Genomic DNA, 26,512 nt, shown 5'->3' on the forward strand with positions numbered 1-26,512 from the left:
AATCTCTCACTAAATTAATCGCCATTCACGGGCATCAACAAATTGAGACAAATGGCTAACATTAGTTGTAGCAATTATCACTTCATTTCCTTCAGATGCCACCAATCTTGCCTGAGCCGCTAAAATTACATCTCCATCAAGTGCCTTGGGATCTGCTGTTGGTTTTCCAGAACGTCGCGCCTCTGCCCATAACTCAGCTGCTAAAAGCATCACTTGTGTTGTTATGGGAAGATATGCAAGAGTAACTTTGAGTTCGTCAAGTCGTTGGATACCAGCTAGTTTGTTAACCCGGAGCAATTCGCGTCTAACTTCATAATCAGCAATTTCAGGCAACATTACTGTGTATTCTCTCAAGCCAAGAGAATTAAACCACAGTTTACACTCCTGATATACAGGAGATATAGCTTTAGGAGTTGTCACCATTCCTAAAGGACCAGAATCTAGCAATACTATTCTGCTCATGGAATGTTTATATTGATACAGGGTGTTCTTCTAGTGCTTTACGCAGAACTTCCGCCGTTTCAGTTTGTTCCTGTTCGTCTCCTTCTTCTTGCCATTTTCTCAGCAGTTCGCTTAAAGCTTGCTGTCGTGCCGCTTTCAGTACTGGGTCAGGGTTTTTTATCTCATCCATAGCTTTAGCCCAAGCGTCTGATGATGCTGGCTTTTTAGTCAAACTTTCACCATATAAACGAATTATCTGAAGTAAGTTTGTCCAGTATTCCCTAGGAATTTTTTCAATCTCAAGTACTAGCGAGTCCATTGATTGTTGGCTATGGTTACTACCTAAATTATCCTCAGACATAATTACCTCTTTTATCTAAATTTTACTCTAATCTAACAATTTACAGATTCCACAGAATTTGTCACCTGAGTGCTTCCAACAAACACAGTCGCACCACTGCCGAGACTGGAATTTACACAAGTATTAACAATCGCCCTTGCAAATTCTTCAATGGTTGGTAATGAACCAACTTGTTTGCAACGTTCATTAATAAGTCCACGGTTGGAGCGTTCCATTAGCTTGGGAGTGATAGTGCCTTCGATTAAATCACCACTGACAACTACAAGACTAATTCCTCTGTCCGCAAGCTGTGCAATGCGGTTACGGAGAGCCTGCTCACCAGCATATTTACTTGCTGCAACAGGTTCATACAACTTATACACTGGCTGTTGTCCATAGAAGTGAGCTAGGTGACTGGTTACAAAAAGAATTCGCCCACCGGGCTGCATTAATGGCGCTACCAAATCAACCAACCGCTCCTGTGCCGTTAGATTAAGAAGCATTGCGTAGTCACTATGAGCCAACTATTCCCCCACAAGTTACCTATGGTCTTACCGAACGTGGAAAAGAACTAACCAAAGCGCTGGCTCCTTTATATAAATTCGCACTTCGTTGGAATGCACCAGGTTTACCGCAACAGCATCCATACCACAAGCATTGATACCATTATTGGTCGCTCTGAGATACTACTAAATAAAGTATCTAACAGATTTTTAGACAATTTCAACTGAAAATAAACTCTTTGCCCATTAATTTCTCTTTCTCCGTCTATCATATTGCCTGAAAATTTTAAGCGATCGCACTGTATACTAGCGAGATAGTTTATTTATCATAGGGACATCGCCTCTCAGAGGCATCCATAACTATATTAGGAGGCTTCCGTGTCCCAAACACCTGTAAAAATGACTGTTGAGGAGTATCTAACCTATAATGACGGTACAGACAAGCGTTACGAACTGGAAAACGGGGTGTTAATAGAAATGCCTCCTGGTACTGGTAAACATGAAGCAATTATCACTTTTCTCGTCGTTCGCTTCTTTTTAGAAAAGGAACGTTTGGGACTAACATTAGAACCACGTTCCAATGGTGTCGAGGTCATGACTAACACACAAATTAGGCGACCTGATGTATTGGTAATGACTCAACAACAAGCTACTTCCATTGAAAATAAATCGGCTGTTCTGAAAACGGCACCACCACTTATTGTTGAAGTTGTCTCTCCTGAATCTATTGAGCGGGACTACGATACTAAAAAATTAGAGTACGCAGCCTTTGGTGTTAATGAATATTGGATTGTTGACCCGTTAGAAGACAAAGTAACAGTCTGTTCGCTAGCTGGTTCAGTTTACAATCAAGCAGTATTTACTGGAAATCAAGCAGTTGTATCACTTACGTTCCCGCAACTCAATGCAACCGCTCAAAAAATACTGGCACCGTCACTTTAAATATACAGCGCTTTGCAATCCTTCCCAACAGAGCACATGTCTCACCTTTTCAAACCCTAGTTTCCGAGCAACTCGTTGTAATTCGCTGGCTGTCTTCTGGCATTGGCAATTACCAGCTCGACATCATTAGGGAGAGAACGCCCTTGTTCTTCGTATTCTTCCTTAATCATTTCAAAAACACAAACCAGTTCAGCACGAGCTTCATCTGGGGTCTGTCCCCAAGCATGACAGCCAGGAATTGCTGGGAGATAGGTGACAACAGTACCATTATCATCAGGACAGATAACAATAGTATAGTTTTGTAGAGACTTCATAATACCTAATAGCTGTTAAAAGACAACTTTTACTTTAAAAGATTTTCAATTTCTTCATCTGTAAAACCAAACTGCCTAAAAATTCTTAAAACATAGGCAGGAGACATCTCTCTTGCCCCCATATCTATTGGAACAACTCTCCTTTGACCTTCAATCTCACGCGTAAATAGACAATGATCACCTTTCCCTTGTCTTAAAAAGAAACAACCTCCTTCTTCTAAAATTTTGATTAATTCTCGTGGTTTGAGGGCTGGAACATTTCTAGGCATAAACTTTTCTTAATTCATAAAAATCTGAATTTTGCTCTTTGCCCTCTATCATTAAAAACTCATGAAGTTCTTCTATAGATATAGAAGCTTTGTAAATATTTTTATCACTCTCATAAACAGATTCAAAAGAATCAATAGCATCTTTTAACTTAGCGATCGCATCTTGTTGAGTATTGCCTTGTCCCACCAGTCCATTTTCTAGGCATAAAGCCACCCAGTAACCCGCATTTTGTCTAAGTACCGCTGTGTAAAATTCCATAATTTTCCATTACTCAAACATTCTTGATTAATTGAATCTTAGTCTCCATACAATATTATCCATATGTTTTTAGGCTGTTGGTCACGCAACCTACAACTCTTAACTTTTCTTACCTAGGCCAGACTTTAATAGCGATGTCTGCTAAATATTTAGCACGAGTTTTGATTGCCTCTTCATTCCATGTATCAACTTTTGTTTTTTGAAAATAATGATTCAAGGTTACATTACTGTTGCTCAAGAGAACTAACTTTTCTTCAAAAGGTTTGTTAGACAGTTCAGGGTTATATCCTGTTAATGTGAGATTACCCAGAGTGTGCAGCCACTTTTTATGAATAGAAGCATGGTTTGTCCCTAACATTGTTTTCCACTCTTTCGGTAATGTTTGGGGCATAATGTGTTCGACTGTTAACCCACTTGGATCGACCCTTTCCTTGGTAAGAAATGCCTCTAAACTTTCTAGAATAAGTTTAGCTCGATCGCTCAAGCTTTTAGTGTATAAATTACTCTCAATAATTCCTTTACGAAAGGCATCATCGTCAGGCCAAACTTTACTCTTGTCATATTTCTTCAAAACTTTACATAAACCATCAACTAGACGATTGGGATTTTCTTGTTCTACTTCTTTATACAAGTTGTTAAAAACTGTTCCTAAGCTTTTTGTAGAAACTCCCGCAAACAAGCGCCGGACAAAATAGGATTCCAAATATCTTAATATTGCTTCAAACTCGTCAATTGATAAGTGTTCTTCTTCATAATCATGGTAAATATTGAGAAGAAATATATGACAAGTTGTAAAATTTAACCTTTTCAATCTCTGGAACCAATGCCTTAGCTTAGGGTTGGTCTCTTCTTCTTCAAAATTTAGCCGCTTATAGTAATCAGCAAACTTTACAATATTTCGTAATTCTGCTTTGACGCTCTCTTCATTTTTTAACTTATCAAATCGTTTTTTTACTCCTCTGTAAACTTCTTTTTGATTAACGGCTTCACCATCTTTTCTGAGATAAAACCAAAAAGCATTTGTCAGTTCTTCTGCATAAGGCTTATCGCCAGACTTTACCTTAAATCTGTCTTGAAGAGTAGCCCATTCACTGTTATAAACTTCATCTCGCTCTGCTGGTGGCAACTTCATAAAAATATAGTTACGCACTAAGTCTGCCTGAGTGAGTTCTTCACCCTTATTATTTAAGCTTTCAAAAATAAGATAGGGGTTGTCGTCAGCACCAGAAGTAATATTAACTAAGACTAAACACTCTAGTATAATCGTTTTCAACTTGCTTAAGTCAAGAAGAACATCATCAAGGATAGGTTGCTTGAGATGCTTATCAAAAAATTTATAGGCTTCATAGATTTGTCCTGGCGATGATTCTTTAGTTTTCCCTTTTGTTGCTTTACCATCAATTATGCTCTTATAAGCATCGCGATCGCCTTGAGTAGGCAATACTTTATAGAAATCATCACTCTTCTGATACTTGTTAATCAAGTAAAATTCATGTATCTGTTCTGACATTTGTTTATCAGATTTTTTAAGATGATTCCGTAGTACTGCTAAGAGAATGCTCAAGGTGGTGAGACGTTGCTGCCCATCTATGACTACGAAGGGAGTAATCCCCTCAGCTGTTCCTAATTCTGCTTGTGTAACTATAGGACCCAAAAAATAAGAGCCTTTGACTTCATCAGTATAAATACTTATTAAGTCATTCCATAAAATCTCCCAATTATCCTCTTTCCATGAATATGGTCTCTGGAAAAGAGGAATTTGAAATTGTTTGCCTCCTTCTAGCAAGTTGCGAAGAGTTGTTTCTGATGCTTTCATTACTTAATTTATATATGTATGTGTTTCCCTATACAATTATAGACAACATTGCAATATTTAAAAAAACTCATATTTAGGCTGTGCTCAACATCAGTATCCTAGGAATCCTAACTCTTTTATAAAGAATTGTAAGTATTGTTGCGTGGGCATTACCAGCATTTTCACTGCGAACAAATGAACTATTCAAATGGATTCAAAATAGGTCTACTTTTGACAGCTTTGAAGTCTTTCAAAAAACTAGGAAGGTATTGGGTATTCACTCTTTTTCAAGTTCTGCGAGTGATTCACTGAGGCTAAGAGGTGTTTCGGCTTGGACTGCCTTCATCGCAAAAATTAGTCCTTCATCTTCAATGGCTTCCAACAAACGTTGGTTGTCATTAAAATCAATGACCACTTTCTGAATGTTTCCTTCAGTGTCGGTGATTAATTCTTTAGCGAAAAGATATTTATCTGCTTTCATTGTTTGACTTTAGTAAGTTTATAGCGTTTCCTAGTGTGCTGAAACCCCAATTTATCTGCGTCCATCCGCGTTCGTCTGCGGTTAGTTATTTCTTCTGCATACCTTACGAAACTAGGAATTGCTATAGTACAACTGTAACCTTTTTTTCCAACTTCTTTCCTACCATAAATTACTGAACCTTCTTTTCTTCTTTCTTTGTGTTTTTATGGTGGGCATTGCCCACCCTACAAAAACTACTTCTTCCCTGCAGTAGGCATACCCAAAATATCCTCAATTCTAGGCATATCTTCCAACGGAATCACCCGTCCTTCATCCTCAAAACCAGCAATTTGATCGAAATTCAAATACCGATACAAATCATCAGCAAAAGGATGAATCTTACTTGCCACAATATCCAAATATTCCTGCACCGTCGGAATCCTTCCCAACAGCGCACAAACTGCAGCTAATTCCGCAGAACCGAGATAAACTCGTGCATCTTTACCCATGCGGTTATTGAAGTTACGGGTAGAAGTAGAAAACACCGTTACACCATCCGCAACTCGCGCCTGATTACCCATGCACAAACTGCAACCGGGCATTTCTGTCCGCGCACCTGCAGCACCAAAAATACCGTAAACACCTTCTTCTTTCAGTTGGTGTTCGTCCATGCGAGTCGGTGGAGAAACCCACAGGCGAGTTTTCACTGCACCTGCACCATCCAACACCTTAGCCATGGCACGATAATGACCGATATTCGTCATACAAGAACCAAGAAACACTTCTTGTACTGGGTCATTAGCCACTTCCGATAATAATTTTACATTATCGGGGTCGTTGGGCGCAGCTACAATGGGTTCTTTGATTTCGTTCAAATCAATTTCGATAATTTCCGCGTATTCTGCATCCACATCCGCTTGTAACAGTACCGGGTTTGCCAACCACTCTTCCATCTTGGCAACTCGCCGCATGAGAGTACGGGCATCTTGATAACCCCGTGCTACCATGTTCTTTAACAGAGCTACGTTGGAACGCAGATATTCTGAAATTGTCTCCACACTCAATTTGATTGTACAACCCGCACAAGAACGCTCGGCACTAGCATCAGTCAGTTCAAATGCTTGCTCAACCTTCAAATCTGGCAAGCGTTCCATCTCAAGAATTCGCCCAGCAAAGACATTTTTCTTGTTCTTCTTCTCTACTGTGAGCAAACCTTTCTGAATGGCTACGTAGGGAATGGCATTCACTATATCCCTGAGAGTAATACCAGGTTGTAACTCTCCTTTAAACCGTACCAATACGGATTCTGGCATATCTAAAGGCATCACACCCAATGCTGCAGCAAAGGCTACCAATCCAGAACCAGCAGGGAAGGAAATACCCAAGGGGAAGCGAGTGTGGGAGTCCCCACCAGTTCCTACAGTATCTGGTAACAGCATCCGGTTTAACCAAGAGTGAATGATACCATCGCCGGGATGTAAAGCGACACCCCCACGCGAGGCGAAGAAGTCGGGCAGTTCCTTTTGAGTTTTGATATCAACTGGTTTGGGATAAGCTGCTGTATGACAGAAACTCTGGAGCGTCAAGTCAGCAGAGAAACCGAGACAAGCAAGTTCTTTTAATTCATCGCGAGTCATCGGTCCTGTAGTATCCTGAGAACCAACAGTTGTAACAAGGGGTTCGCAAGATGTACCGGGACGAACTCCAGGTAAACCGCAAGCTTTACCTACCATTTTTTGTGCTAAGGTATAGCCTTTACCCGTGTCAGCAGGGTGCTTGGGACGGGTAAAGATGGTGCTGGGTTCTAAACCAAGAGCAAGTCTGGTTTTGTCGGTGAGGGTACGTCCGATCAGTAGGGGTATGCGTCCACCAGCACGGACTTCATCAAGAATTGTGTCGGGTTTGAGGGTGAAGGTGGAAATAACTTCGCCGTCTTCGTTGGTGATTTCTCCTCTATGGGGGTAGATAGTCATCACCATCCCGGTTTCCATCTTTGTGACATCACACTGGATGGGTAAAGCACCAGCATCTTCTGCAGTGTTAAAGAATATGGGCGCGATGGTACCACCTAAAATATACCCGCCCGATCGCTTGTTAGGTACGTAAGGAATATCATGCCCGATGTGCCACAGTACGGAGTTAATTGCGGACTTCCGCGAGGAACCAGTCCCTACCACGTCCCCGACATAAGCAATAGGAAAACCTTTTTTCTTTAATTCAGCAATGGTTTGCAGCGCTCCAGGAATTCTACTTTCCAACATTGCCAAGGCGTGTAGGGGAATATCGGGACGTGTGGTAGCCTGAGTTGCAGGAGATAAGTCATCAGTATTTGTCTCACCCGGTACTTTGAAGACAGTCACATTGATGAATTCAGGTAATGTCGGACGAGATGTAAACCATTCGGCTTCTGCCCAAGAGTCAATCACCTGTTTGGCAAAAGGATTGGTTTTGGATAATTCTAGAATATCGTGGAAGGCATCATACACCAAAAGGGTTTTGCTCAATGCCTCTGCTGCATAAGCGGCTATCGGTTCCTTCCCTTGCCCTTTCATCATTAGGGGTGTTTCAGAAGAATCCGATAGGGATGTGCTTGGAGTTTGCAACAGTTCAATTAACGCTTGGACGTTGTAACCACCTACCATCGTACCCAACCATTGCACTGCAGCAATAGGTGAAATTAAGGGGCTACTGACTTCCTTTTTCGCAATAGCTGTGAGAAAACCTGCCTTGACATACGCTGCAGGATCGACTCCAGGAGAAACGCGATCGCGCAGCAAATGCAGTAATGTATCTTCTTCACCCGCAGGAGGATTTTTCAGTAATTCACACAGTTCAGATGTTTGTTTTGCATCTAATGGTAAGGGGGGGATTCCGAGGGCTGCTCTTTCTGTAACGTGTCTGCGGTATGATTCTAACATTCTGCTCTCCAGATATTCAACTACACGGGTTAGGGGTCAGGAGTCTGGGGTCAGGCGGAATTCTCTAGTCCCTAACCCCATTACCCTAACCCCTCTTAAAAGGACTTATAATTATCACTGGATAGTGCGTTTCTTAGTCAAGCTCTTTTAAGATAACTCTTTTGTTTGCTTTTCTTAATTGGGTTTTTGCCTATTCATAGGATAAAATATTTGACTTGTCTATTGCCACAGCACCGATAATTATTTATGCCCACAACACACACAGTTGAAATTCTCCACCAAGGCAAAACTCATACTTTGCAAGTTGCCGACAATGAAACCATCCTATCAGTCGCTGATGCTGCTGGTTTAGACTTACCGAGTTCCTGTCATGCTGGAGTTTGCACGACTTGTGCTGCCCAAATTATTTCCGGAACTGTGGATCAAACTGATGGCATGGGCGTTAGTCCAGATCTTCAAAAACAGGGCTATGTATTGCTTTGTGTCGCCTATCCTCGCTCTGATTTGAAAATTGAAACTGAGAAAGAGGACACAGTATATCAGTTGCAATTTGGTAAATAATTAAAAAATGTGGTATTACGCGTCTGCATCTTCGGACAGACGTGAATATCCCCTCCGTACATCAGTTAGGAATAATACGATGACAGCTCATTTTATCACTGCAGAAATTGACTTACAAGAAACTCCCACCGAACTGCAAAAAGCTATTGAAGCAGAACTCAAAAAACAGGGAGAACCTCTCCGTTGGGCTATCACCTCGGTAGATGTAAAAAAGCAAACTTGCTCTGTTGAAGCTGTTGTAACTAGTGGTTAGTAGTTAGTGGTTATTGGTTAGTGGTTGGTGGTTAACTGCTAACAACTAACTACTCTACGGGCGCAAGGCAATGCACTCCCTACTAACAACTAACAACTAACAACTATCGTGAATTCATATACATCGATTTTAATTGTACCGACTGGCATTGGAGCATCCATTGGGGGCTATGCAGGAGATGCATTGCCAGTTGCAAAAGCTGTAGCTAGGGTTTGCGATCGCTTAATTACTCACCCAAATGTTCTCAATGGAGCGAACCTGTACTGGAATTTACCTAATGCTCTTTACGTAGAAGGTTACGGGCTTGACAAATTTGCGGCTGGAGAGTGGGGACTGCGCCCGGTGTATCAGAATCGAATAGGTTTGATTTTAGACCAGGGAATTGAACCAGAGTTACAGTTGCGGCACTTGCAAGCAGCAGATGCAGCAAGAGCTACACTGGGGTTATCTTTGACAGATTATGTCATAACTGATGCCCCCTTAGAAGTACAATTACAGACATCAGCATCGGGTGCAAGTTGGGGAACAATCGGTAACCCAGATAGCTTGTTACGAGCAGCATCCGTCTTAATTGAAAAAGCAGGGGCAGAAGCGATCGCAGTGGTTGCGCGTTTTCCAGATAACATAGATCGGGAAATCGAGCAAAAGTACCGCCAAGGGCAAGGCGTCGATCCCATAGCAGGTGCAGAAGCAGTCATCAGTCATTTAATCGTCAGAACTTTTCAGATCCCTTGCGCCCATGCCCCCGCTTTTTTACCTCCTCCCCTCGATGCCAATTTATCTCCCCGTTCTGCTGCTGAAGAATTGGGTTATACTTTCTTAACCTGCGTGCTTGTTGGTTTGAGCCGCGCACCCCAATTTCTAGTTGCGGAAAGTCACCAATTGACCGAATCTGATACCACAATAAATTTCAAGAGTGGAGCCAAAACAGGAGCCAAAACAGAAGATATATGGGTTAATCAAGTCGATGCGGCAATTGTACCCGCAACAGCCTGTGGTAGTAGCGCTTTACTCAGTTTAAGCAGCAGTCGGCGATGCCAAATCGTCACAGTGGAAGAAAATCAAACTCAGATACAAGTACGACCCCAACCCCTGGGGATCAAATCAATACAGGTAAATTCATATTTAGAGGCAATAGGTGTATTGGTCGCGCACCAAGCGGGGATCGATCCATCCACCCTCAATTCTGAAATATCCCGATTGCGATTATTACAATATGAAATATAAATGATGAATTGTTAAGCGTTCAAGACTAACATAAATAAGCATTCATAGTTTTTTTCATTTCCCTCCTTGAGGAGACTCCCGTGGCACAACAGCACAAGCACGAGCCAGAAATTCCATACCTGACACGCACCCAAGTGTTGGTGGCGATGGGAGTAACTGCAGTTATTTTGTGGATAGTCGCTAAACTGTGGTTGCGCTTTGGCAATATTACTTTAATGTCCTGGCGTTGGCAACAAACGGAATTAATGCTAGGACTTTTTTTGGGTCTATCTATCACCACTTTAAGTGGCGTAGTCTATCGCCTTTGGACTCCCTACCGCAGAAGTGCAAACTATTACTTAGAAATGGTATTGAAGCCCCTAGCTTTGCCAGACATCATTTGGCTGGGGCTACTACCTGGTTTGAGTGAAGAATTGTTATTTCGCGGTGTTATGGTACCAGCCTTAGGATTCAATCATTTAGCTGTCATCATATCTAGCCTATGCTTTGGTGTCTTACACCTCAGTGGTCCTCAACAATGGCCTTACGTAGTTTGGGCAACTGTTGTCGGATTGTTACTAGGATACAGCGCCCTTTTGACTGGTAATTTACTGGTGCCAATTATTGCTCATGTGATTACCAACATGATTTCTAGCTTGTTATGGAAGGTTGGACAATCGGCACTCAAGGTATAGCAGAACACAACATCTGCGGCCCTCTAGGATAGGAACATAGATTTGTCAGCACCCCGCACTAAAGTGACGGGGCTTCATGCCTCAGAATTTTAGTGAGAGAGTGCAGCAAGAGCGATCGCATCTGGTAAAATGCGATGCTCTTGTACTTGAATCCTAGCGTGAAGAGTTTCTGGTGTATCACCGGGCAACACGGGTACAGCAGCTTGCATTATAATGGGACCGCTATCCATTTCTAAACAAATGAGATGCACTGTACAACCAGCAATCTTCACTCCAGCCGCAAGTGCGGCTTCAACAGCACGCGCTCCCTTAAAACTAGGCAACAAGCTGGGATGAATATTAAGAATTCTATTGGGGAAAGCATCTATTAAAACAGAAGTTGCCAGTCGCATCCAACCTGCCATAACCACCCATTCCACACCATATTGCTGCAAAGTTTGCACGATTTGCCCATCTAAATCTTGACGGCGTTTGTAGTCGCGGTGATTGAGAAGTACTGCAGGTACGCCCCTCTTTACTGCTCGTACTGCAGCATAAGCATCGGGATTGTTATAAATTAAGACTTGAATTTTAGCAGATAAGCGCCCATCGTCAATTGCTTGAGCAATGGCTTCAAAATTACTGCCATTTCCCGAAGCCATAATTCCCAGTTTTAAAGTACTATCTATTGATTTGTAACTGGAAATGTTTGGAGAAATCAAGCTAACATCTAGTGTGTCGGTTATAGAATTTTGACTCATAAAACCTGCAGAGCGGCTAATTTGCTCTACATTATCTTACATGAAGTTAGTTGTTAGTTGTTAGTTGTTAGTTGTTAGTTGTTATTAGACTACTAACCACTAACTACTAACCACTATCTACTAACCATTTCTCTTACCGATTCTCTTGTCTGTTCCAGAGTACTTAAGGTATTTAAAGATAGAAACCCAAAACCAACTTTAGAAGCAATATCTAGCAGAGTATAAGAAATATATCTCCAAGTGCAGATTTCAACAAATCTCAACTATATATTTAAATACAAGTCAAACACACCTAATGATAAATTATATAGCAGTCCTAAATGATTTACAAACACCTCTTCCTTGTCTTCCTTGTCCTCCTTGTCCTCCTTGTCCTCATTGTCTTCCTTGTCTCCCTTGTTTGGATCTCAAATAGGATTGCTATATTTACAATCTACACTTCTCGACGCGAGAGAAGAAAGACTTCCATGCACGCTCCGTAATACTCCTGGTACGTGCGAGACTCCATACAGCACTGCACGGGAGATGTCCAGAGGGTGCTTTAAGGTCAAAAGTTAAGAGTGAAATATCTTCTAGCCACTTTTCCTTATTTCTCCATCCTATGCGATCGCCAAACTTCTCGTAATCTTGACCAACGCTTTCCCAGATGAGCTTTTGCACGCTAAAGCCAAAGCGGCGATCGCTATATTTTACCCAAAGTTGGTCAACAATGCGTAAGTCTGTGCAGGGAAAGTTTTCGATAAACTCAACATTTAGCCAGCCTTCTTCTCCACCAGATGCTTTAAGCATGACAGCAAGAGTTTCTTCATCTGCTTGTTTCCACTGTCCTTCTTTCAAGAAATCTCGGAGTTTATTGTAGTCTATACCTTTTTCAGAGCTAAGGTCATCATCTAAACCTTCCGTTACAATGGTACTTCGAGTTTCAGTAACTTCATTTGTCTGTGGGTTAAAATCCTGTTCATTAGCACTAGGGGAATCTACAATCTGTTTTTTATCCAACAGCTTAGGAGTCAGTTCCTCTGCAAACCCTTGTATCTGAATTAGCGTACAACCAAGTTCATGAGCAAATTCAATGGATTCTCCAGCACCCAAAGCATCATAAAAACCAACCGCAAACTCAATAGCTACTTTATCCCCAACTGCTGGGCTCATTCCAATAACATAATCAATATGTTGCGCTATTGCCTTAGCCTGAATCTCGGAATAACAAGCATTAAGGACTACACATTTAACGCGGTTGGCAAATAGCTTAAACAGTCTAGCGAGAGCCAAAGCATCTACCAGTTTTGCCTGTCCTGACTCATCCTCAAAAATCAGACCATCTTGTCCTGCTCCATGACCGGAGAAATGAACGATATTTGGTTTAAAATCCAAAATAGAGCGATGGATATCTCTAGGACGTACTGCTAACTCTGACTTGATTTCAAATCGCTCGCGTTGCCTTGCCCTTTGTAAACCTTGTTCGATTTCACGTACTTCCTCGTCCAGACGTAACTGACTAGTACCTTTCGGATTTGCTGCCAAAATCAAAATTTTCTGCTGCTCAGTACTTGGTTCTGGCAAAGAAACAGGAGCCTTTGGCTTTTCTTCGGGAACAGTGTGAGGTTCTGGTGACAGTAATTCTCGGGCAATAGCTTGCAATTCTGAATTCCCAGGGTTTTCTTTGCGTGCAGCCCGAATTAAGTCAACAACCCATCCCTCAGCTTCCGCTCTTTGTATCAATTGGAAGACAACGGTTTGTAAATTAGTATCTTGAGTAATTTGATTGAGTTTTTTGTTTAGCTCGAAATCTAACAATTGTTCTAGTGACGAGCGATCGGGAAAAGCACTGATTAAAGCATCTCTTAATCTTTTACGTTGCTGACCAGTTAAGTTCATATTTTTAATCAAATTAGTTAAATCTAAGAGCTAGAGTCAATTGAGAATGTTGTTGCTAACTTCTTGTTCATTGCTGAAAATGTACAAACTATTATTCCAGATAAGCGTTATCTATTCCAGCAATTAAACTTAACAATTGCTGTGCTGCTTAGTTTTGGATACATCCGCTCCCTCTTGTCCACCATTACCAGTATTGCTAAGTGTACCTCAAACCGTTGTATCTCTCAAACCTATTGAGTATCAAATACATCTTGTCAGTTCAGTAAATTCAATCCCCTCAGATTTCTTACCCCCTTTCCGCCATAAGATTACCGATCTTCTTCTCCTCTTTCCTCTGTGTCCTCTGCGCCTGGTGCGGTTCATTAAATTAAGTATTCTTCTAGCACCGAAGGGAGTAACATAAAATATATTCCCAAGTGAAGATTTTCATAAAGCCCAATTACACATTTTAATACAAATTAAACACTCTCAAAAGATAGATTATGTTTATTAATTACATCTCTTTAATGTTAATAAATCTTGTAGCAGGGCTGTTTCTACTAGCTAGTTACCTTTACTATGGTTTAGACCATGCCAATCAGAAACGTTGGATTCCCGGCTTTGGGATAACAGGAGCGATACCCGTCCAAAAGCTGAACTCTATGCGTTTAATCTACGAGATAGGATTCCTCCGTTTTCTTTGCCTTTGCGTTCCGAAAATGCAGAACCCTTGGTTGATTTACAAAAACTAGTGCATGAAATTTACGAGCAAGGCGGGTACGATCTCAGACTAGATTACAATCGCGAACCAACACCTGCTTTATCGCAAACTGATGCTGCTTGGGTTAATGAAGTATTGCGGAAGCAAGGATTAAGGTCTAAATTCCCAGGGGAGTGAAACAGTAAAAGTTGTACCAACTTCTAGTTGACTTTCCACATTGATACTACCACTATGTAATTCCACACATTTTTTCACAACTGCTAACCCCAATCCCGTTCCCGGTACATCACCCACATTTTGACCTCTTTGAAAAGCTTGGTATAATTGTTTTCTATCTTCTTGACCAATTCCAATTCCTTGGTCTTTAATTTGAAAAATTGCTCTTTCGGTATCCTTTGTCAAAGTGAAGTATATTTTACTATTTTGAGGTGAGTATTTAATAGCATTATCAAGTAGATTGGTGATAATTGAACGGAGAATTTTTTCATCCATACAAGCTATTTTTTCCAAACATTGATGAATAAAAATGATATCTTGTTGGGTTCCCGTACTAAACTGAATGTCTTCAACTATTGAGTAACAAAAATCCTCTAAATTTAGAGAATGAGGTTTAAACTCTAATTTTCCTGCTTCGGCTCTTGTTAGAGTAAGAATATCTGTTAAAAGTTGTTTCATAGTTTTTGCAGAAGATTGAATGCGTTGCAAATTTTTCCGCTTTTTCTCTTCCGACCATTCTTGAGAATTTTCTAAAACTTGAGTTGAAATCAAAATAGTGCTTAAGGGAGTGCGAAATTCATGAGACACCATTGAAAAAAAGCGAGTCTTTAATTCCTGTAATTCTAGTTCTTTTTCTAAATTCCGCCGTATTTCTTCTGCTTCCCTTGCTTGTTTTTCTATAGTGATATCCCGTGCTAGTACTAACCTTGCACGTCTTCCTCTAAAAATCAGTTCGTGAGAGATGACTTCAACATCAATCAACGTATTATCTTGCTTTTTATGCCTCTCGATCGCCGTTTGCTTTATTGTTGAAGAGAGTTGCTCGATTCTCTTCATAACACTAGATACATCTTCTGGTGGCAAAATATTCTTAACCGTCATGGATAAGAAGTCAGCTTGAGAATAACCATACTGCTTAACAGCAACTTCATTGACCGCTAAAAACTTTAAAGTTTCTAGATCGTATACCCATAAAGGATGGGGATTGACTTCAAATAATTTCCGGTATCGTTTTTTGCTTTCTCTTAAAACATGTTCTAACTGCTGTCGTTTGGTAATTTGCTCCTGAAGGAGTGAATAGACGGCATACAATAGACTAAAGCTAAAGCAGGAACCTGCGATCGTTATTAAAGTTGTAAATTGAAAACGTTGTTCTGATTCTGCTCTCCGTTGCTGTAATAGTAGTTGCTCTTCGTTTTCTATCTGAGTAATAATCAGCCAAATTTCATCATGGAGCATCAGCCCTTTATCTGTCAAAGCTATTTGAGTCTTTGTATCGGATTTATTTTGTTTGTATAATTTAATTGAAGTCTTAATTAAATTAACTCTTTCAGTTATTAAGGGTTCAATCAGATTAAGTTTTTGACGTTGATTTTGATTATTGTTGGTTGCATTTTGAGCTTCGATTAATTCAGTATTAATACTTTGAATAGCAGTATCGTAAGTTTCTAAATAAGATTCTTTGCCTGTAATAATATAACCACGTCTTGCTCTTTCCGCATCTCGCAGTGTAGTTAATATATCTCTAACTTTTTGTAAAACCTCGTAGGAAGCCTCGACTTGTTTTTGACTAGTAAAAATTTTTGTATTGTTTTGATACGAAATAGTATTTACAACAGCGAGAATCACCACTGCGAGGGCAAACCCACCAGTCAAAATTTTTCTTTCTAAAAACCACTTCATGTGCAACACTGCAATCTCTCTCTAAAATTTATATGATGATTGATAGCACTTTCTGATTTTTGAATTAGGATTTTTTCAAGATTTCTTTGTAGTGGATATGCGAATTTTGCTTGTTGAAGATAATGGGCGTTTAGCAGAAGCCTTATGTGAAGCGTTAACAGATCAGCTTTATGTCGTGGATTTAGTGAAAGATGGGGAGTCTGCTTGGAAACAGGTAAAGATTATAGCTTACGACCTCATTTTGCTGGATATTATGCTTCCCGTACTAGACGGTATTAGTCTCTGTCAGCGCTTGCGGCATCATGGTTATAATTTGCCAATACTCATGCTCACAGCCTGTGATACCAGAACCGATAAAATCAACGGTTTAGATGCTGGTGCGGATGACTACGTTGTCAAACCCTTCGATTTGCAAGAATTATTAGCCCGCATTCGTGCTTTATTACGACGCGGAAGTTTTGCCCCTACACCCACTCTAGTTTGGGGTAGTTTGCATCTCAATCCCAGTACCTACGAAGTGACATATTTGAATGCCCCTTTACAGTTAACACCCAAAGAATTTAGTCTTCTAGAACTGTTACTCAGGAACGGACGTAGAGTTCTCAGCCGTGCGGTCATTTTGGAAAATCTATGGAACAGTGAAAATCCTCCAGAAGAAGATACAGTCAAAGCGCACATCAAAGCTTTACGTCAGAAACTAAGATCTGTTGCAGCCCCGGACGATTTTATTGAGACAATTCACGGATTGGGATATCGGATGAAGCAGGTTTCGTAACTGTTATTTGTCATTGGTTATTTGTCATTGGTCATTTGTCATTGGTCATTTGTCATTGGTCATTTGTCATTGGTCATTTGTCATTGGTCATTTGTCATTGGTCAAGTGTCATTAATCTAATGACACTTGACACTTGACCAATGACAGCCCCGACTAGTTAACTTTAATTTGCGACGACTTACTTATCAAGTTTTTGTAACCTTTATCAGGATATTTTGACATAAAAAAGAGATAACTTACCTATTTTAAGGTCTTCCCGAAATTTTCCCGAAATTTTCTCCAATTTTTTTAGATTCTATACCCAGCTTGTCTCCGTTTGCGGTGTAATCTCAGAGATGCAGTAATTAATAATTAAGTGTCTCCTGTGGAGATATTTACACACCCAGAGGTCATACCATGAGAAACTTTGCTGAAAAACAGGAATTTATTCTCAGACAAATTACGGATACGTGTTTTCATCGAAGGGACTTGAGTGGATGTAACTTAAGTGGAATTGACTTAAGAGCAGTTGATTTGAGTGGAATTCACTTGATAGGAACTGATTTACGTGGTGCAAACCTCAGTGGGGCAATCCTCACTGGTGCAAATTTAAGTGGTGCAAATTTGCAGGAAGCAAACTTGCAAGATGCTTATCTATACGAAGCTTCTTTATGCGAAGCTAATTTAAGCGATGCAAATTTGCAGCAAGCAAATTTGTGTGGGGCTTTCTTATGGAGAGTAAAATTATGTCGCAGTAACCTGTGGTCAGCGTCTTTGTGTGATGCAGATTTAAGTGAAGCCGACTTAAGTGAAGCTCGATTAATTGAAGCATCACTGATCGAAGCCAATATGGTTAGGGCAAATCTTTCAGGGGCAAATCTTTCAGGGGCAATTTTGCTAGAAGCAAATTTAAATCAAGCCAATTTAACGGGTGCAGACCTTACGTGGGCAAATTTAATAGAGGCAAATTTAAGTGAGGCTAATCTTTGGGAAACAAATCTCACAAGTGCAAAGCTACACGGTACTATTATGCCTGATGGTACAATTCATTACCCACATTTATTCTTTTAGTTTATTTTAATATCGGGGTGCAAAGTTTCAGGGGCAAGAGGAGTACGTGACAAGGTAGACAAGGGGGACAAGGTAGAATTCGTTCCCCCTCCTTCTCTATTTACTGGTTACAGGTCACTGCTCACTGCTCACCGATCAAAACTCCCTTTGTGAAAAGCTAAAAATAGCTATTAGTAACAGCATAATGCTGTAAAGCAACCCGTATCCAGCATTTAGTAATAGCGTTATTGGATCGGGTAGCGCTCCAAATCCATAAACAGCATCATTTTTCAAATCTAATCGAGATAAATCTGGTAACACCAAATATAAAGCTTGTGTTATGCGTTCTATACCAGGGTTCTGACTCAAGCGACCAAGTTGCAGCAAATCTTGAGTAATATTACCTGCTAAGTATACTGCAAATGTTAATGCTGTCGCCAGAATAGAACTAGTAAACACACCTAGGGTAACTGCGATCGCTGCCATTAAGGATAACTGAAAAAATAGAAAAATGGTACTTACAAGAACGCTGACCATTGGATAGGAAATATTACCCATTTGTAAAAATATAAAGTAAATCACTGTCATGGCAGCAATCAATACGGCTAGCACCATAAGCAAGCCTAAATATTTCCCCGTAATAAATTCACTTCGGCTGACAGGCTTGGCAATTAGTACTAAAACAGTGCGTTTTTCAATTTCTTTGTTAATCAATCCCGTACCAACAAATATGGCAACAATCAGACCAAGGACGCTCATCGCCGCCAAACCAAAGTCCAAAAACATTTTGTCCTCTGTGGCTGCGGCAAAATCAGGCAGTAGACGGATGGCAATTCCCAGTACTATAGTATAGAAGCACACAATATAAAGAATGCGATCGCGCACTACTTCTCGAAATACATTAGTTGCTAGTACGGAAACTCTATTAAAATTCATAAAAATTTAGTTAGTGGTTAGTGGTTAGTGGTTGGTGGTTAGTGGTTAGTAGTTGGTGGTTGGTGGTTAGTGGTTAGTGGTTAGTAGTTGGTGGTTAGTGGTTAGTAGTTGGTGGTTGGTGGTTAGTAGCAACTAACAACTAACAACTAACAACTAACCACTAACAACTAACCACCAACTAACAACTAACAACTAACAACTAACCACTAACCACTAACCCTTCGTTACTCTTGAGGTGGAGGTGAATCTGCAAAGAATGATGTTTTGCCTTCACAATTCACTTCTGCCAACGTATTTTTTTCATCAGGGTTATTAGCAACTCTGCTTCTAGTGTTCCCGATTTTTGCTACGGGTTCTATTTGACAGGTCTTTGTTAGATAATACCCACGAGAGGTGGAACTAGGTCCCATCCAAATACTAAGTAAGTCGAGTTTGTAGCCTGACTTGAGATTTGTTACACGCGGTTCCACAACCCATAAAGCTTTCTCGTCATATTGTGCCAAGTTGGTTTCAATGACTTGTCTACCGAGTCTACTCACGTTCTGTCTGGAATTTAGAAGCCATTGTTCTACCTGAGACCAAGGTTGTTCGTTTAATTGCTGTTCTATTTGAGGTGCAAGCTTATCTAAAATAACAACGCCATTTCTCGGAATTCTATCTGGGGGTTCGATTCTACTTACAAAAGCACTGCCTTGATAAGTATCTACCTCTAAACTGGGGTACTCATTCAACCAGTTTTCTGCCACAAAGTAAAATTGCAACCAGCAACTGATGACCGCACAGCTACCAAGTAAAATTATCATCTTTTGGCGGTCTTCTATTTTGGGAATCAGAGTTTTGGCTTCTGTACCAGTTCCTTCGAAAAATTCTGGGATTGCAGTAATGATGGCTGAAATTGTCGGCCAAAGCACTATTGTTCTAGTTGTCAATATAGTTTCGTCATGACCGAAAGCAAAAACGCTGACTAAAAACCCGGTTATCACAGCCCCCACGGGCATATTAGTTCCAGGAATAAGTATTGGGCTATCCGTTGTATACCAAGCAGTCCCCAGAATTAAAAATATCCAGCCACAAAAGGCAATAGCATCTTTTACAAAGCCTGTACACATGGATGACATGAACCAAGAAAAAATACTCAGATAGATTAATGTCTGCCAGGAATATGCTTTTGGCGGAATGACTATTTTCTTTATTCGTTCATAAATATCTCCAACAACATTGAATACACCAAATAAATCTCTAACTATCTGCATACTTTTTTTCCTCCCCTATTTCCTTAGAGATCGAATGAACGAATAAATAAAACAGCAACTATAAAACTGTAGCTGAGTGCGTTTGCTATGAGTATACTAGTGACTACACTTGTATTCTGCAATTTATGTTTATAGACACGACGCAAATTTTTGTCTGGAGTAGGTTCTGCTGGTGGAGCTTTTCCAAATTCTGCTAGTGACAAAAGTAAAACTCTTAACAAAATATATTTGACTAAGAAAGTCCCAAAGAAAATAATAAACGCTGTTAAGACAATCAAAGATTGGACATTAGCTGATTGCAAGCGATCGAAGAAAATGTAGTTAATAAGTTCTGATTTTACCCGTATCGGTAGTACTGGCTCAGAAAAGAAGAATACGACCCAACCAATGACATTAGAAAAAAGATTGATTGCAATGGCATAGAAAACACTGCTTTTTCTATCAAATTTTAATCTTGAATTTAAAATGAAGGATTCTATAGGGATAGCAACCAGTAAAAATAAGAAATTGAACAGAATTGCGCCAAAAGGGAAAATCCTGGGAAGTGGAAATTCGGGAAGTTCAAACATACAAGAGTGATAGGTAAGGTGTAATCTCAGAAAGTATAGCGTCTATACTGAATTACGATCGAGGTAATTATTTTACTCTTCTTTTACCATCTTTTTGTCCCAATTCGTCTTTGTTGCTTTTCTTTATATATCTCGATATTCTGCAACACTTGAGCTTCCATATAAAATTAGGCGAAACCTTGTGTAATATAGAAGACTGCTACGTTACAGCTTTTTACGAGATGACAAGAAACGGCATCGGTATCCGGACAGCACAATTGCGTTCCTCACGACTAACTGGTCAGATTCATGTTTATGACGGCGCGGGAAAGGGCAAGTCACAAGCTGCACTGGGAGTCGTTTTACGCTCTATTGGCTTGGGAATTCATGCACGAAACAATTCTAACCGTGTTTTATTACTACAGTTTCTTAAGGGTCCAGAACGAGATTATGATGAAGATGGGGCTATTGCAGCATTGCAAAGCGGATTTCCCCACCTAATCGATCAAGTCCGTACTGGCAGAGCAGAATTTTTTGGTCCAGATGAAATTACGGCTTACGATCGCGCTGAAGCAGCACGGGGTTGGGATGTGGCTAAGGGTGCCATTGCCTCGGGTTTGTATTCAGTTGTTGTTTTAGACGAAATTAATCCAGTCCTGGATTTAGGTTTGCTTCCTGTTGATGAAGTTGTTCGGACGTTAAAATCTAAGCCCCAAGAATTAGAAATCATTGCGACTGGACGTGCTGCACCACAACAGTTACTCGATATTGCGGATTTGCACTCGGAGATGAAACCTCAAGTTCATCCTACAGCCAAATTGCAGGGAATACAAGGTATTGAAATTTACACTGGTGCTGGGAAAGGAAAGTCTACTAGTGCCTTGGGGAAAGCTTTAAAAGCCATTGGTAGAGGAATCAACCATCCAGGTTCTACCCGTGTATTAATTATGCAGTGGCTCAAAGGCGGTACTGGCTACACGGAGGATGCTGCCATCGCAGCTTTACAAAAGTCATATCCAGAAGTTGTGGATCATCAACGCTGTGGTCGAGATGCCATTGTTTGGCGTAACTCACGCCAACAATTAGATTACATAGAAGCGGAACGTGGTTGGGAAATTGCCAAGACTGCTATTGCGTCTGGTTTGTACAAAACCATTATTCTTGACGAGCTCAATCCTACCGTAGATTTAGAACTATTACCCATTGAACCAATTGTTCAAGCTTTACTCCGCAAGCCACGCGATACTGAGGTCATTATCACCGGCCGCTGTCAACATCAGCCAGCATACTTTGATTTGGCAAGTACACACTCAGAGGTTTATTGCCACAAGCATTATGCCAACCAAGGTGTCGAACTCAAGCGAGGGGTAGATTTTTAATTAATGGCTAATGGCTAATAGCTAATGGCTAATAGAAGACTGGCTGTTTTTTAATTCGTAATTAACCATTAGCTATTAGCACGTAGGTAGGGCTAAAGCCCACCAAATAAGGCTTTTGTGCGACAGAGCAACTATAGCAATCCTAAATCATTAGTGAGCATTATTGAAACGGGTTTTCAATCAATCCGCGATCGCTATGTTGCATCATGACGATTACTTACAATAAATGAGAGTTTCTATACATCGGCTAATATGGACAACAACACACTTGATTGGATAACAGGAGGAATTGCGATCGCAATTCTCGTAGGTGGTTTCCTGATGATGTTTACTACCATTTTCACTACAAAAAAAAGGAAAGATGACTGAAGGATGAAGAATTAACTTTCATCCTTCATCCTTCATCCTTTATCCTTTACAACCAGGGATTTGTTCTTGCAATTCTGATACCGGGTTGAAAATGATGGTGTAATTCCCGCCTGCAGTTAGCCTCCGCATAATTTGCAAATGCGCTTCCGCATCGTTGCGACGACGAAATCGAGCAACTATTTCATGCTGCATATTGGCTTGAAGTCGAACCAGACACCAAGGGCTTAATTTTTCTGCGTATGTCATAAAATTGTCGTGACTAGATTTTTAGACTGAAGCAAGTTTACGTGAGGATGTCTGAAAAAGACATTTCAAAATGGACTTGCTTTTTTTTACACTTTGCTTTATGTGGTGCTTAACTTAGGAAAACAAAGTTCGAGCAATAGTTCGGGTGGAAGTTCGTCAAAGTGCTCTAGTAAAAAATCCATCAGTGCAAGATGGCGTAGGTCAGAAGGTTTGGGACGGCGGTAGTTGGCACCATGAGAAAACCAGCGCTTCACAGTTGACGGCGATCGCGAGCAAATTTGAGCTAGCATTTCATAGCTAACTTGCCACTTAGCGTAAAAGCGAGAGGGAGTCATTCCGAGTTGGCAACAACTATAGAATTGGATTAAATCTAGCTCTTGCTGAGTCAGAGGGCGAGGATTCATAATTAAATTTCTTTGCAATTAAATGACTGTTGATACGGCTCAAGTTAGTCCAGATCCTCGACTGCTCAAAGAAGTCGGGGATCTTGCAGTTACTTGTGTGATACCAAAGCCATCTAAAGCTTGGAGATAGCCCCTGTACCCATTAGTTTGGCAACCAACAGGTTTTATCATTAAAAATTCTCCTGAAATAGGCAGGTCAGAAGCCAGTGCCAGCCGTAAAAGCTCAGCATTGGCTTTTGACTTTTCTAGGAAGGATTGATAGACATCAGCATAGCACAAATATTGTGTGTTTTTGTGTGTTTTTATGTATTTACCCTCAAAGCACGCAACAGCGCCTATGATGGGGACATGGCTAAAGTAACTGTGACTCTTTATATAGAAGAAGATGATAAGGAAGCTCTGCAAAAATTGGCGGAAGCAGAAGAGCGTTCTTTGTCTCAAATGGCGGTGTTAATTCTCAAACAAAGGCTCAAACCACCTCAAGACGAAGGCAAAATTCGTCAACTTAAAGTCCAGGGAAGGAATGAGGCGACATTAAAACAACCCGGAGTTTCAGATTCATCTGCTCAATACCGAACCAATGGCTCGGAACTTAAACCGAAGGGAAATGTGCGCTTAACAGCAGCTTACTTGCAACCCCACGAACTTCAAGAGTTAGCTCAAAGAATTGTAGAACTTGAAAATGCAGCAGATGGTAGCGAGCTAAAATTCAAAGTGCAAATAGAACTAGATGGTGGATTGCAGCTATCAGATGAAGCGATCGCTCAACTTAAAGAAATACTTCAAGAGATTAGCGAGGATTTTAAACTTTAATGGTTAGTTGTTAGTTGTTGGTTGTTAGTTGTTGGTTGTTAGTTGTTGGTTGTTAGTTGTTGGTTGTTAGTTGTTGGTTGTTAGTTGTTGGTTGTGAATTTTGTATCGTTAAATACTGAAGAACTTGCACGTAAAAATTCAATCTACTTCTTGTGAAATGGGCTAGGTGCTTGTCCAATAAAATGAGCGTTTCCTGATACACCAAATTCCGGGATAATTTATCTATTTCTTTGGAAACCACCAACTACCAACCACTATCCACTATCCACTATCCACTATCCACTATTCACCAACCACTATCCACCAACCACTAACATTTATCGGATCTTTCGTATAAGATAGAGGATAATTAATCCTTATAAAAAATTCAGGGATAATTTAGCATAAATTATTACGCAATCGCGTCCTTTTGGTGATGATCTGCTGTCTCAATCCTGATTGCCCAAGTCCCCTGAACAAGAGTGGAAGGACGTTTTGCCAAACGTGCAACACCCCACTGGTTCATTTGTTACGAAATCGCTTCCGCGTTACAGGTGTACTGTCTGATGAAGGAGGATTTGGTAGAACATATTTAGCAGAAGATATCGATAAGTTAGATGAACTGTGTGTTATCAAGCAACTTGCTCCCAAAGTCCAAGGAAATTGGGCGTTAAAGAAGGCGATGGAGTTGTTTCAAAAAGAGGCTGAAAGATTGCAAGAACTGGGAGAACATCCTCAAATTCCAACTCTGTTAGCTTACTTTGAACAAGATAACTACTTATATTTGGTTCAGCAATTTATAGACGGGCAAAACCTGTTAAAAGAGTTACAACAACGGAGAGCGTATAACTCTCAAGAAATTAAAGAAATTTTGTTAGATTTACTGCCCGTTCTGAAATTTATACATGAACGAGGAGTTATTCACCGAGATATAAAACCTCAAAATATTATCCGTCGTCGAACTTCTCAAGCAACAACAGGAAAAGTTTTTCATCATACTTCCACGAAGGTAAAGAAGGTTGAAAGTCTAGTTTTGATTGACTTTGGTTCTGCAAAGCAGTTCACGGCAAAAGTACAAATGAAAATGGGGACTTCCATTGGTTCGCAAGGCTATTCTCCTATTGAACAAATTAGAGATGGTGTTGCTTATCCGGCTAGCGATTTGTTTAGTTTGGGTGCAACTTGCTTTCATTTGCTGACTGGAATTTCTCCTTTTAAGTTATGGACTGAAGATGGATATGCTTGGGTAAAGAATTGGCGAGAATATGTCAAATGTCCAATGAGTCAGGATTTAGAGCGGGTTTTGGATAGACTGTTGCAAAAAGATATTCAACAGCGCTACCAATCTGCTGATGAAGCTATAGTAGATTTAACATTAAAGCAGCAAATACCACCACCTCTCCATCCCGCAGGTGTTCCTACTCCTTCTGTTGTTGTACCTCCCACTCAAGCACCATCAATACCCAAACCGTACATTTTTCTCAGAAATTCTCTCCTTGCAGGAACTGCTGTATTAGTGTTAAGTTCGGGAGAGTTTTGGTACAAGCAATTTCGCCGTCTTGAAATTAAAATATCTTCTAGTATCAGTCAGCCCGATCGCAGCATAGCGAATCGAGATACTACTGTCAAAACTCGTACTTCATCCCCTGATGGTCGTTTTTCTTTAGTCTCAACTGTAAGAGGATATTCCAACCCCATTTTATCTGTTGCTATTAGCCCAGATGGCAAAACGATTGCCAGTAACAGCGATAGTGGAATTAAACTATTAAGTTTAATAACAGGACAGGAAATTTCTACCTTACATGGTCACGCTGGGATAGTAAACTCCCTAAGTATTAGCTCAGATGGACAAACTCTTGCTAGTGGAAGTGAGGACAAAACTGTTAAGATTTGGAACCTAGCAACCGGTCAAGAAGTCCGTACACTTATAGAGCATTCCAACTCAGTTCATACCCTAGCCTTCAGTCATGATGGCAAAATTATTGCTGATGGCAGTGATGACAACACTATTAAACTGTGGAGTTTAGTAACAGGAGAAGAAATAAGTACGCTAGCGGGACATTCTAACTCGGTTCGGTCTGTCATTTTTAGTCCCGATGGTAGAACTCTAATTAGTGGTAGCTATGACAAAACAATAAAGTTATGGAATTTAGCAACAGGAGAGCAAATTCGTACTTTAGAAGGACATTTGGGTAAAGTGACTTCTCTTGCGATCGGACCAAATGGCAAAATCCTTGCAAGTGGAAGTTCTGACAAAACTATCAAGTTATGGAATCCGGACACGGGAGAGCAAATTCGTACTTTATTTGGTCATTCCGATACAGTAACCTCTATTGCGATTAGCCCGAATGGCAAACTCCTTGCTTCTAGCAGTTTGGATAGAACTATCAAACTATGGAATTTAGAGACGGGACAGCAAATTCGCGTTCTGCTAGGTCACTCTGATAGTGTCCGTGCTACCGCCTTTAGTTCAGATGGAAAAACTCTTGTCAGTGGGAGTGACGATCGCACTATTAAGATTTGGCGAGTTTCTCGTTAACTTTTTGACTCCGTAACTCATACTGATATAGACCTGTGTTAAGAAATCCGGAATTCTACTGGCTTAATC

General features: G+C 40.5%; 28 protein-coding genes and 1 pseudogene. 12 read left to right on the plus strand and 17 right to left on the minus strand.

Features of this window, described 5'->3' with window-relative positions; translation table 11 throughout:
• Nucleotides 1-9: 9 nt before the first annotated feature.
• The 3 genes from F7734_RS08485 to F7734_RS08495 are packed head-to-tail and all read right to left on the minus strand — an operon-like array spanning nt 10 to nt 1,305.
• On the minus strand, nt 10-462 hold the full coding sequence (locus tag F7734_RS08485) for a nucleic acid-binding protein (RefSeq protein ID WP_155744256.1): 453 nt from the start codon (nt 460-462) through the stop codon (nt 10-12).
• A gap of 7 nt (nt 463-469) precedes the next feature.
• Nucleotides 470-802, minus strand: a complete 333-nt coding sequence (locus F7734_RS08490) for a hypothetical protein (protein ID WP_155744257.1) — start codon at nt 800-802, stop codon at nt 470-472.
• 32 nt (nt 803-834) lie between these two features.
• The gene (locus tag F7734_RS08495) at nt 835-1,305 is read right to left on the minus strand and encodes an SDR family oxidoreductase (RefSeq protein ID WP_207714052.1); all 471 of its coding nucleotides are present in this window, start codon (nt 1,303-1,305) and stop codon (nt 835-837) included.
• A 357-nt stretch (nt 1,306-1,662) separates the two neighbouring features.
• On the opposite strand from F7734_RS08495, the gene F7734_RS08505 reads away from it, so the two are divergent.
• Nucleotides 1,663-2,226, plus strand: coding sequence for a Uma2 family endonuclease (locus F7734_RS08505; RefSeq protein ID WP_166481796.1), 564 nt, complete (start codon nt 1,663-1,665; stop codon nt 2,224-2,226).
• A 56-nt stretch (nt 2,227-2,282) separates the two neighbouring features.
• Here the strand turns inward: F7734_RS08505 and F7734_RS08510 are convergent, their stop codons facing one another.
• The 6 genes from F7734_RS08510 to acnB all read right to left on the minus strand — a co-directional run bounded on the left by F7734_RS08510 (nt 2,283) and on the right by acnB (nt 8,241).
• Nucleotides 2,283-2,540, minus strand: coding sequence for a type II toxin-antitoxin system HicB family antitoxin (locus F7734_RS08510; RefSeq protein WP_155744260.1), 258 nt, complete (start codon nt 2,538-2,540; stop codon nt 2,283-2,285).
• A gap of 29 nt (nt 2,541-2,569) precedes the next feature.
• Nucleotides 2,570-2,809, minus strand: a complete 240-nt coding sequence (locus F7734_RS08515; protein ID WP_155744261.1) for a type II toxin-antitoxin system HicA family toxin — start codon at nt 2,807-2,809, stop codon at nt 2,570-2,572.
• Nucleotides 2,802-3,068 (minus strand): type II toxin-antitoxin system HicB family antitoxin, encoded by a 267-nt coding sequence (locus F7734_RS08520; RefSeq protein ID WP_155744262.1) that lies wholly within the window; start codon nt 3,066-3,068, stop codon nt 2,802-2,804. The genes F7734_RS08515 and F7734_RS08520 overlap by 8 nt, the downstream gene beginning before the upstream one ends.
• A gap of 109 nt (nt 3,069-3,177) precedes the next feature.
• A complete protein-coding gene (locus F7734_RS08525) occupies nt 3,178-4,884 on the minus strand; it encodes a DUF262 domain-containing protein (protein ID WP_155744263.1) in 1,707 nt (568 codons plus the stop codon).
• 256 nt (nt 4,885-5,140) lie between these two features.
• On the minus strand, nt 5,141-5,344 hold the full coding sequence (locus F7734_RS08530; RefSeq protein ID WP_155744264.1) for a hypothetical protein: 204 nt from the start codon (nt 5,342-5,344) through the stop codon (nt 5,141-5,143).
• A 233-nt stretch (nt 5,345-5,577) separates the two neighbouring features.
• Complete coding sequence (gene acnB, locus F7734_RS08535; RefSeq protein ID WP_155744265.1) at nt 5,578-8,241, minus strand: bifunctional aconitate hydratase 2/2-methylisocitrate dehydratase; 2,664 nt, start codon at nt 8,239-8,241, stop codon at nt 5,578-5,580.
• A gap of 246 nt (nt 8,242-8,487) precedes the next feature.
• Here acnB and F7734_RS08540 point away from each other — a divergent pair, with 246 nt between their 5' ends.
• From F7734_RS08540 to F7734_RS08550, 4 genes are all read left to right on the plus strand, one after another.
• Complete coding sequence (locus F7734_RS08540) at nt 8,488-8,802, plus strand: 2Fe-2S iron-sulfur cluster-binding protein (RefSeq protein ID WP_155744266.1); 315 nt, start codon at nt 8,488-8,490, stop codon at nt 8,800-8,802.
• Between the two features lie 79 nt (nt 8,803-8,881).
• Nucleotides 8,882-9,055, plus strand: a complete 174-nt coding sequence (locus F7734_RS60575; RefSeq protein ID WP_166481797.1) for a hypothetical protein — start codon at nt 8,882-8,884, stop codon at nt 9,053-9,055.
• 108 nt (nt 9,056-9,163) lie between these two features.
• Complete coding sequence (locus tag F7734_RS08545) at nt 9,164-10,282, plus strand: DUF3326 domain-containing protein (RefSeq protein WP_166481798.1); 1,119 nt, start codon at nt 9,164-9,166, stop codon at nt 10,280-10,282.
• 80 nt (nt 10,283-10,362) lie between these two features.
• The gene (locus F7734_RS08550) at nt 10,363-10,956 is read left to right on the plus strand and encodes a CPBP family intramembrane glutamic endopeptidase (RefSeq protein ID WP_166481799.1); all 594 of its coding nucleotides are present in this window, start codon (nt 10,363-10,365) and stop codon (nt 10,954-10,956) included.
• 89 nt (nt 10,957-11,045) lie between these two features.
• On the opposite strand, the gene purN is transcribed toward F7734_RS08550, so the two are convergent.
• Entirely contained in the window at nt 11,046-11,696 is a 651-nt protein-coding gene (gene purN / locus F7734_RS08555; protein WP_155744267.1) for a phosphoribosylglycinamide formyltransferase, read from the minus strand.
• Between the two features lie 426 nt (nt 11,697-12,122).
• On the minus strand, nt 12,123-13,574 hold the full coding sequence (locus F7734_RS61770) for a GUN4 domain-containing protein (RefSeq protein WP_155744268.1): 1,452 nt from the start codon (nt 13,572-13,574) through the stop codon (nt 12,123-12,125).
• Nucleotides 13,575-14,056: 482 nt separating this feature from the next.
• On the opposite strand from F7734_RS61770, the pseudogene F7734_RS63205 reads away from it, so the two are divergent.
• Nucleotides 14,057-14,200, plus strand: a pseudogene (locus tag F7734_RS63205) (DUF981 family protein); the annotation flags it as partial.
• The gene (locus F7734_RS08570) at nt 14,161-14,451 is read left to right on the plus strand and encodes a DUF4058 family protein (RefSeq protein ID WP_243146755.1); all 291 of its coding nucleotides are present in this window, start codon (nt 14,161-14,163) and stop codon (nt 14,449-14,451) included. The pseudogene F7734_RS63205 and the gene F7734_RS08570, both read left to right, overlap by 40 nt.
• Here F7734_RS08570 and F7734_RS08575 read toward each other — a convergent pair.
• On the minus strand, nt 14,425-16,173 hold the full coding sequence (locus F7734_RS08575) for a CHASE3 domain-containing protein (RefSeq protein ID WP_155744271.1): 1,749 nt from the start codon (nt 16,171-16,173) through the stop codon (nt 14,425-14,427). The two genes, F7734_RS08570 and F7734_RS08575, sit on opposite strands and share 27 nt — an antisense overlap.
• A 97-nt stretch (nt 16,174-16,270) precedes the next feature.
• Between F7734_RS08575 and F7734_RS08580 the strand changes: the two genes are divergently transcribed.
• Nucleotides 16,271-16,948, plus strand: a complete 678-nt coding sequence (locus F7734_RS08580) for a response regulator transcription factor (protein WP_155744272.1) — start codon at nt 16,271-16,273, stop codon at nt 16,946-16,948.
• Nucleotides 16,949-17,344: 396 nt separating this feature from the next.
• The gene (locus F7734_RS08585; protein ID WP_155744273.1) at nt 17,345-17,998 is read left to right on the plus strand and encodes a pentapeptide repeat-containing protein; all 654 of its coding nucleotides are present in this window, start codon (nt 17,345-17,347) and stop codon (nt 17,996-17,998) included.
• 135 nt (nt 17,999-18,133) lie between these two features.
• Here the strand turns inward: F7734_RS08585 and F7734_RS08590 are convergent, their stop codons facing one another.
• The 3 genes from F7734_RS08590 to fraC form a co-directional block, all read right to left on the minus strand.
• A complete protein-coding gene (locus tag F7734_RS08590; RefSeq protein ID WP_155744274.1) occupies nt 18,134-18,913 on the minus strand; it encodes an ABC transporter permease in 780 nt (259 codons plus the stop codon).
• Nucleotides 18,914-19,137: 224 nt separating this feature from the next.
• A complete protein-coding gene (gene fraD, locus F7734_RS08595) occupies nt 19,138-20,166 on the minus strand; it encodes a septal junction protein FraD (RefSeq protein WP_155744275.1) in 1,029 nt (342 codons plus the stop codon).
• 23 nt (nt 20,167-20,189) lie between these two features.
• A complete protein-coding gene (gene fraC, locus F7734_RS08600; RefSeq protein ID WP_155744276.1) occupies nt 20,190-20,735 on the minus strand; it encodes a filament integrity protein FraC in 546 nt (181 codons plus the stop codon).
• 221 nt (nt 20,736-20,956) lie between these two features.
• Between fraC and F7734_RS08605 the strand changes: the two genes are divergently transcribed.
• Complete coding sequence (locus F7734_RS08605) at nt 20,957-22,093, plus strand: cob(I)yrinic acid a,c-diamide adenosyltransferase (protein ID WP_155744303.1); 1,137 nt, start codon at nt 20,957-20,959, stop codon at nt 22,091-22,093.
• Between the two features lie 408 nt (nt 22,094-22,501).
• On the opposite strand, the gene F7734_RS08610 is transcribed toward F7734_RS08605, so the two are convergent.
• Together F7734_RS08610 and F7734_RS08615 are read right to left on the minus strand one after the other, a co-directional pair.
• Entirely contained in the window at nt 22,502-22,708 is a 207-nt protein-coding gene (locus F7734_RS08610) for a hypothetical protein (protein ID WP_155744277.1), read from the minus strand.
• Between the two features lie 98 nt (nt 22,709-22,806).
• Nucleotides 22,807-23,112, minus strand: a complete 306-nt coding sequence (locus F7734_RS08615; RefSeq protein ID WP_155744278.1) for a helix-turn-helix domain-containing protein — start codon at nt 23,110-23,112, stop codon at nt 22,807-22,809.
• A gap of 294 nt (nt 23,113-23,406) precedes the next feature.
• Here F7734_RS08615 and F7734_RS08620 point away from each other — a divergent pair, with 294 nt between their 5' ends.
• Both F7734_RS08620 and F7734_RS08625 read left to right on the plus strand, forming a co-directional pair.
• Complete coding sequence (locus F7734_RS08620) at nt 23,407-23,925, plus strand: ribbon-helix-helix protein, CopG family (RefSeq protein WP_347566148.1); 519 nt, start codon at nt 23,407-23,409, stop codon at nt 23,923-23,925.
• Nucleotides 23,926-24,376: 451 nt separating this feature from the next.
• The gene (locus F7734_RS08625) at nt 24,377-26,443 is read left to right on the plus strand and encodes a serine/threonine-protein kinase (protein WP_347566152.1); all 2,067 of its coding nucleotides are present in this window, start codon (nt 24,377-24,379) and stop codon (nt 26,441-26,443) included.
• Nucleotides 26,444-26,512: the final 69 nt, after the last annotated feature.

It is taken from the genome of Scytonema sp. UIC 10036 (genome assembly GCF_009725235.1).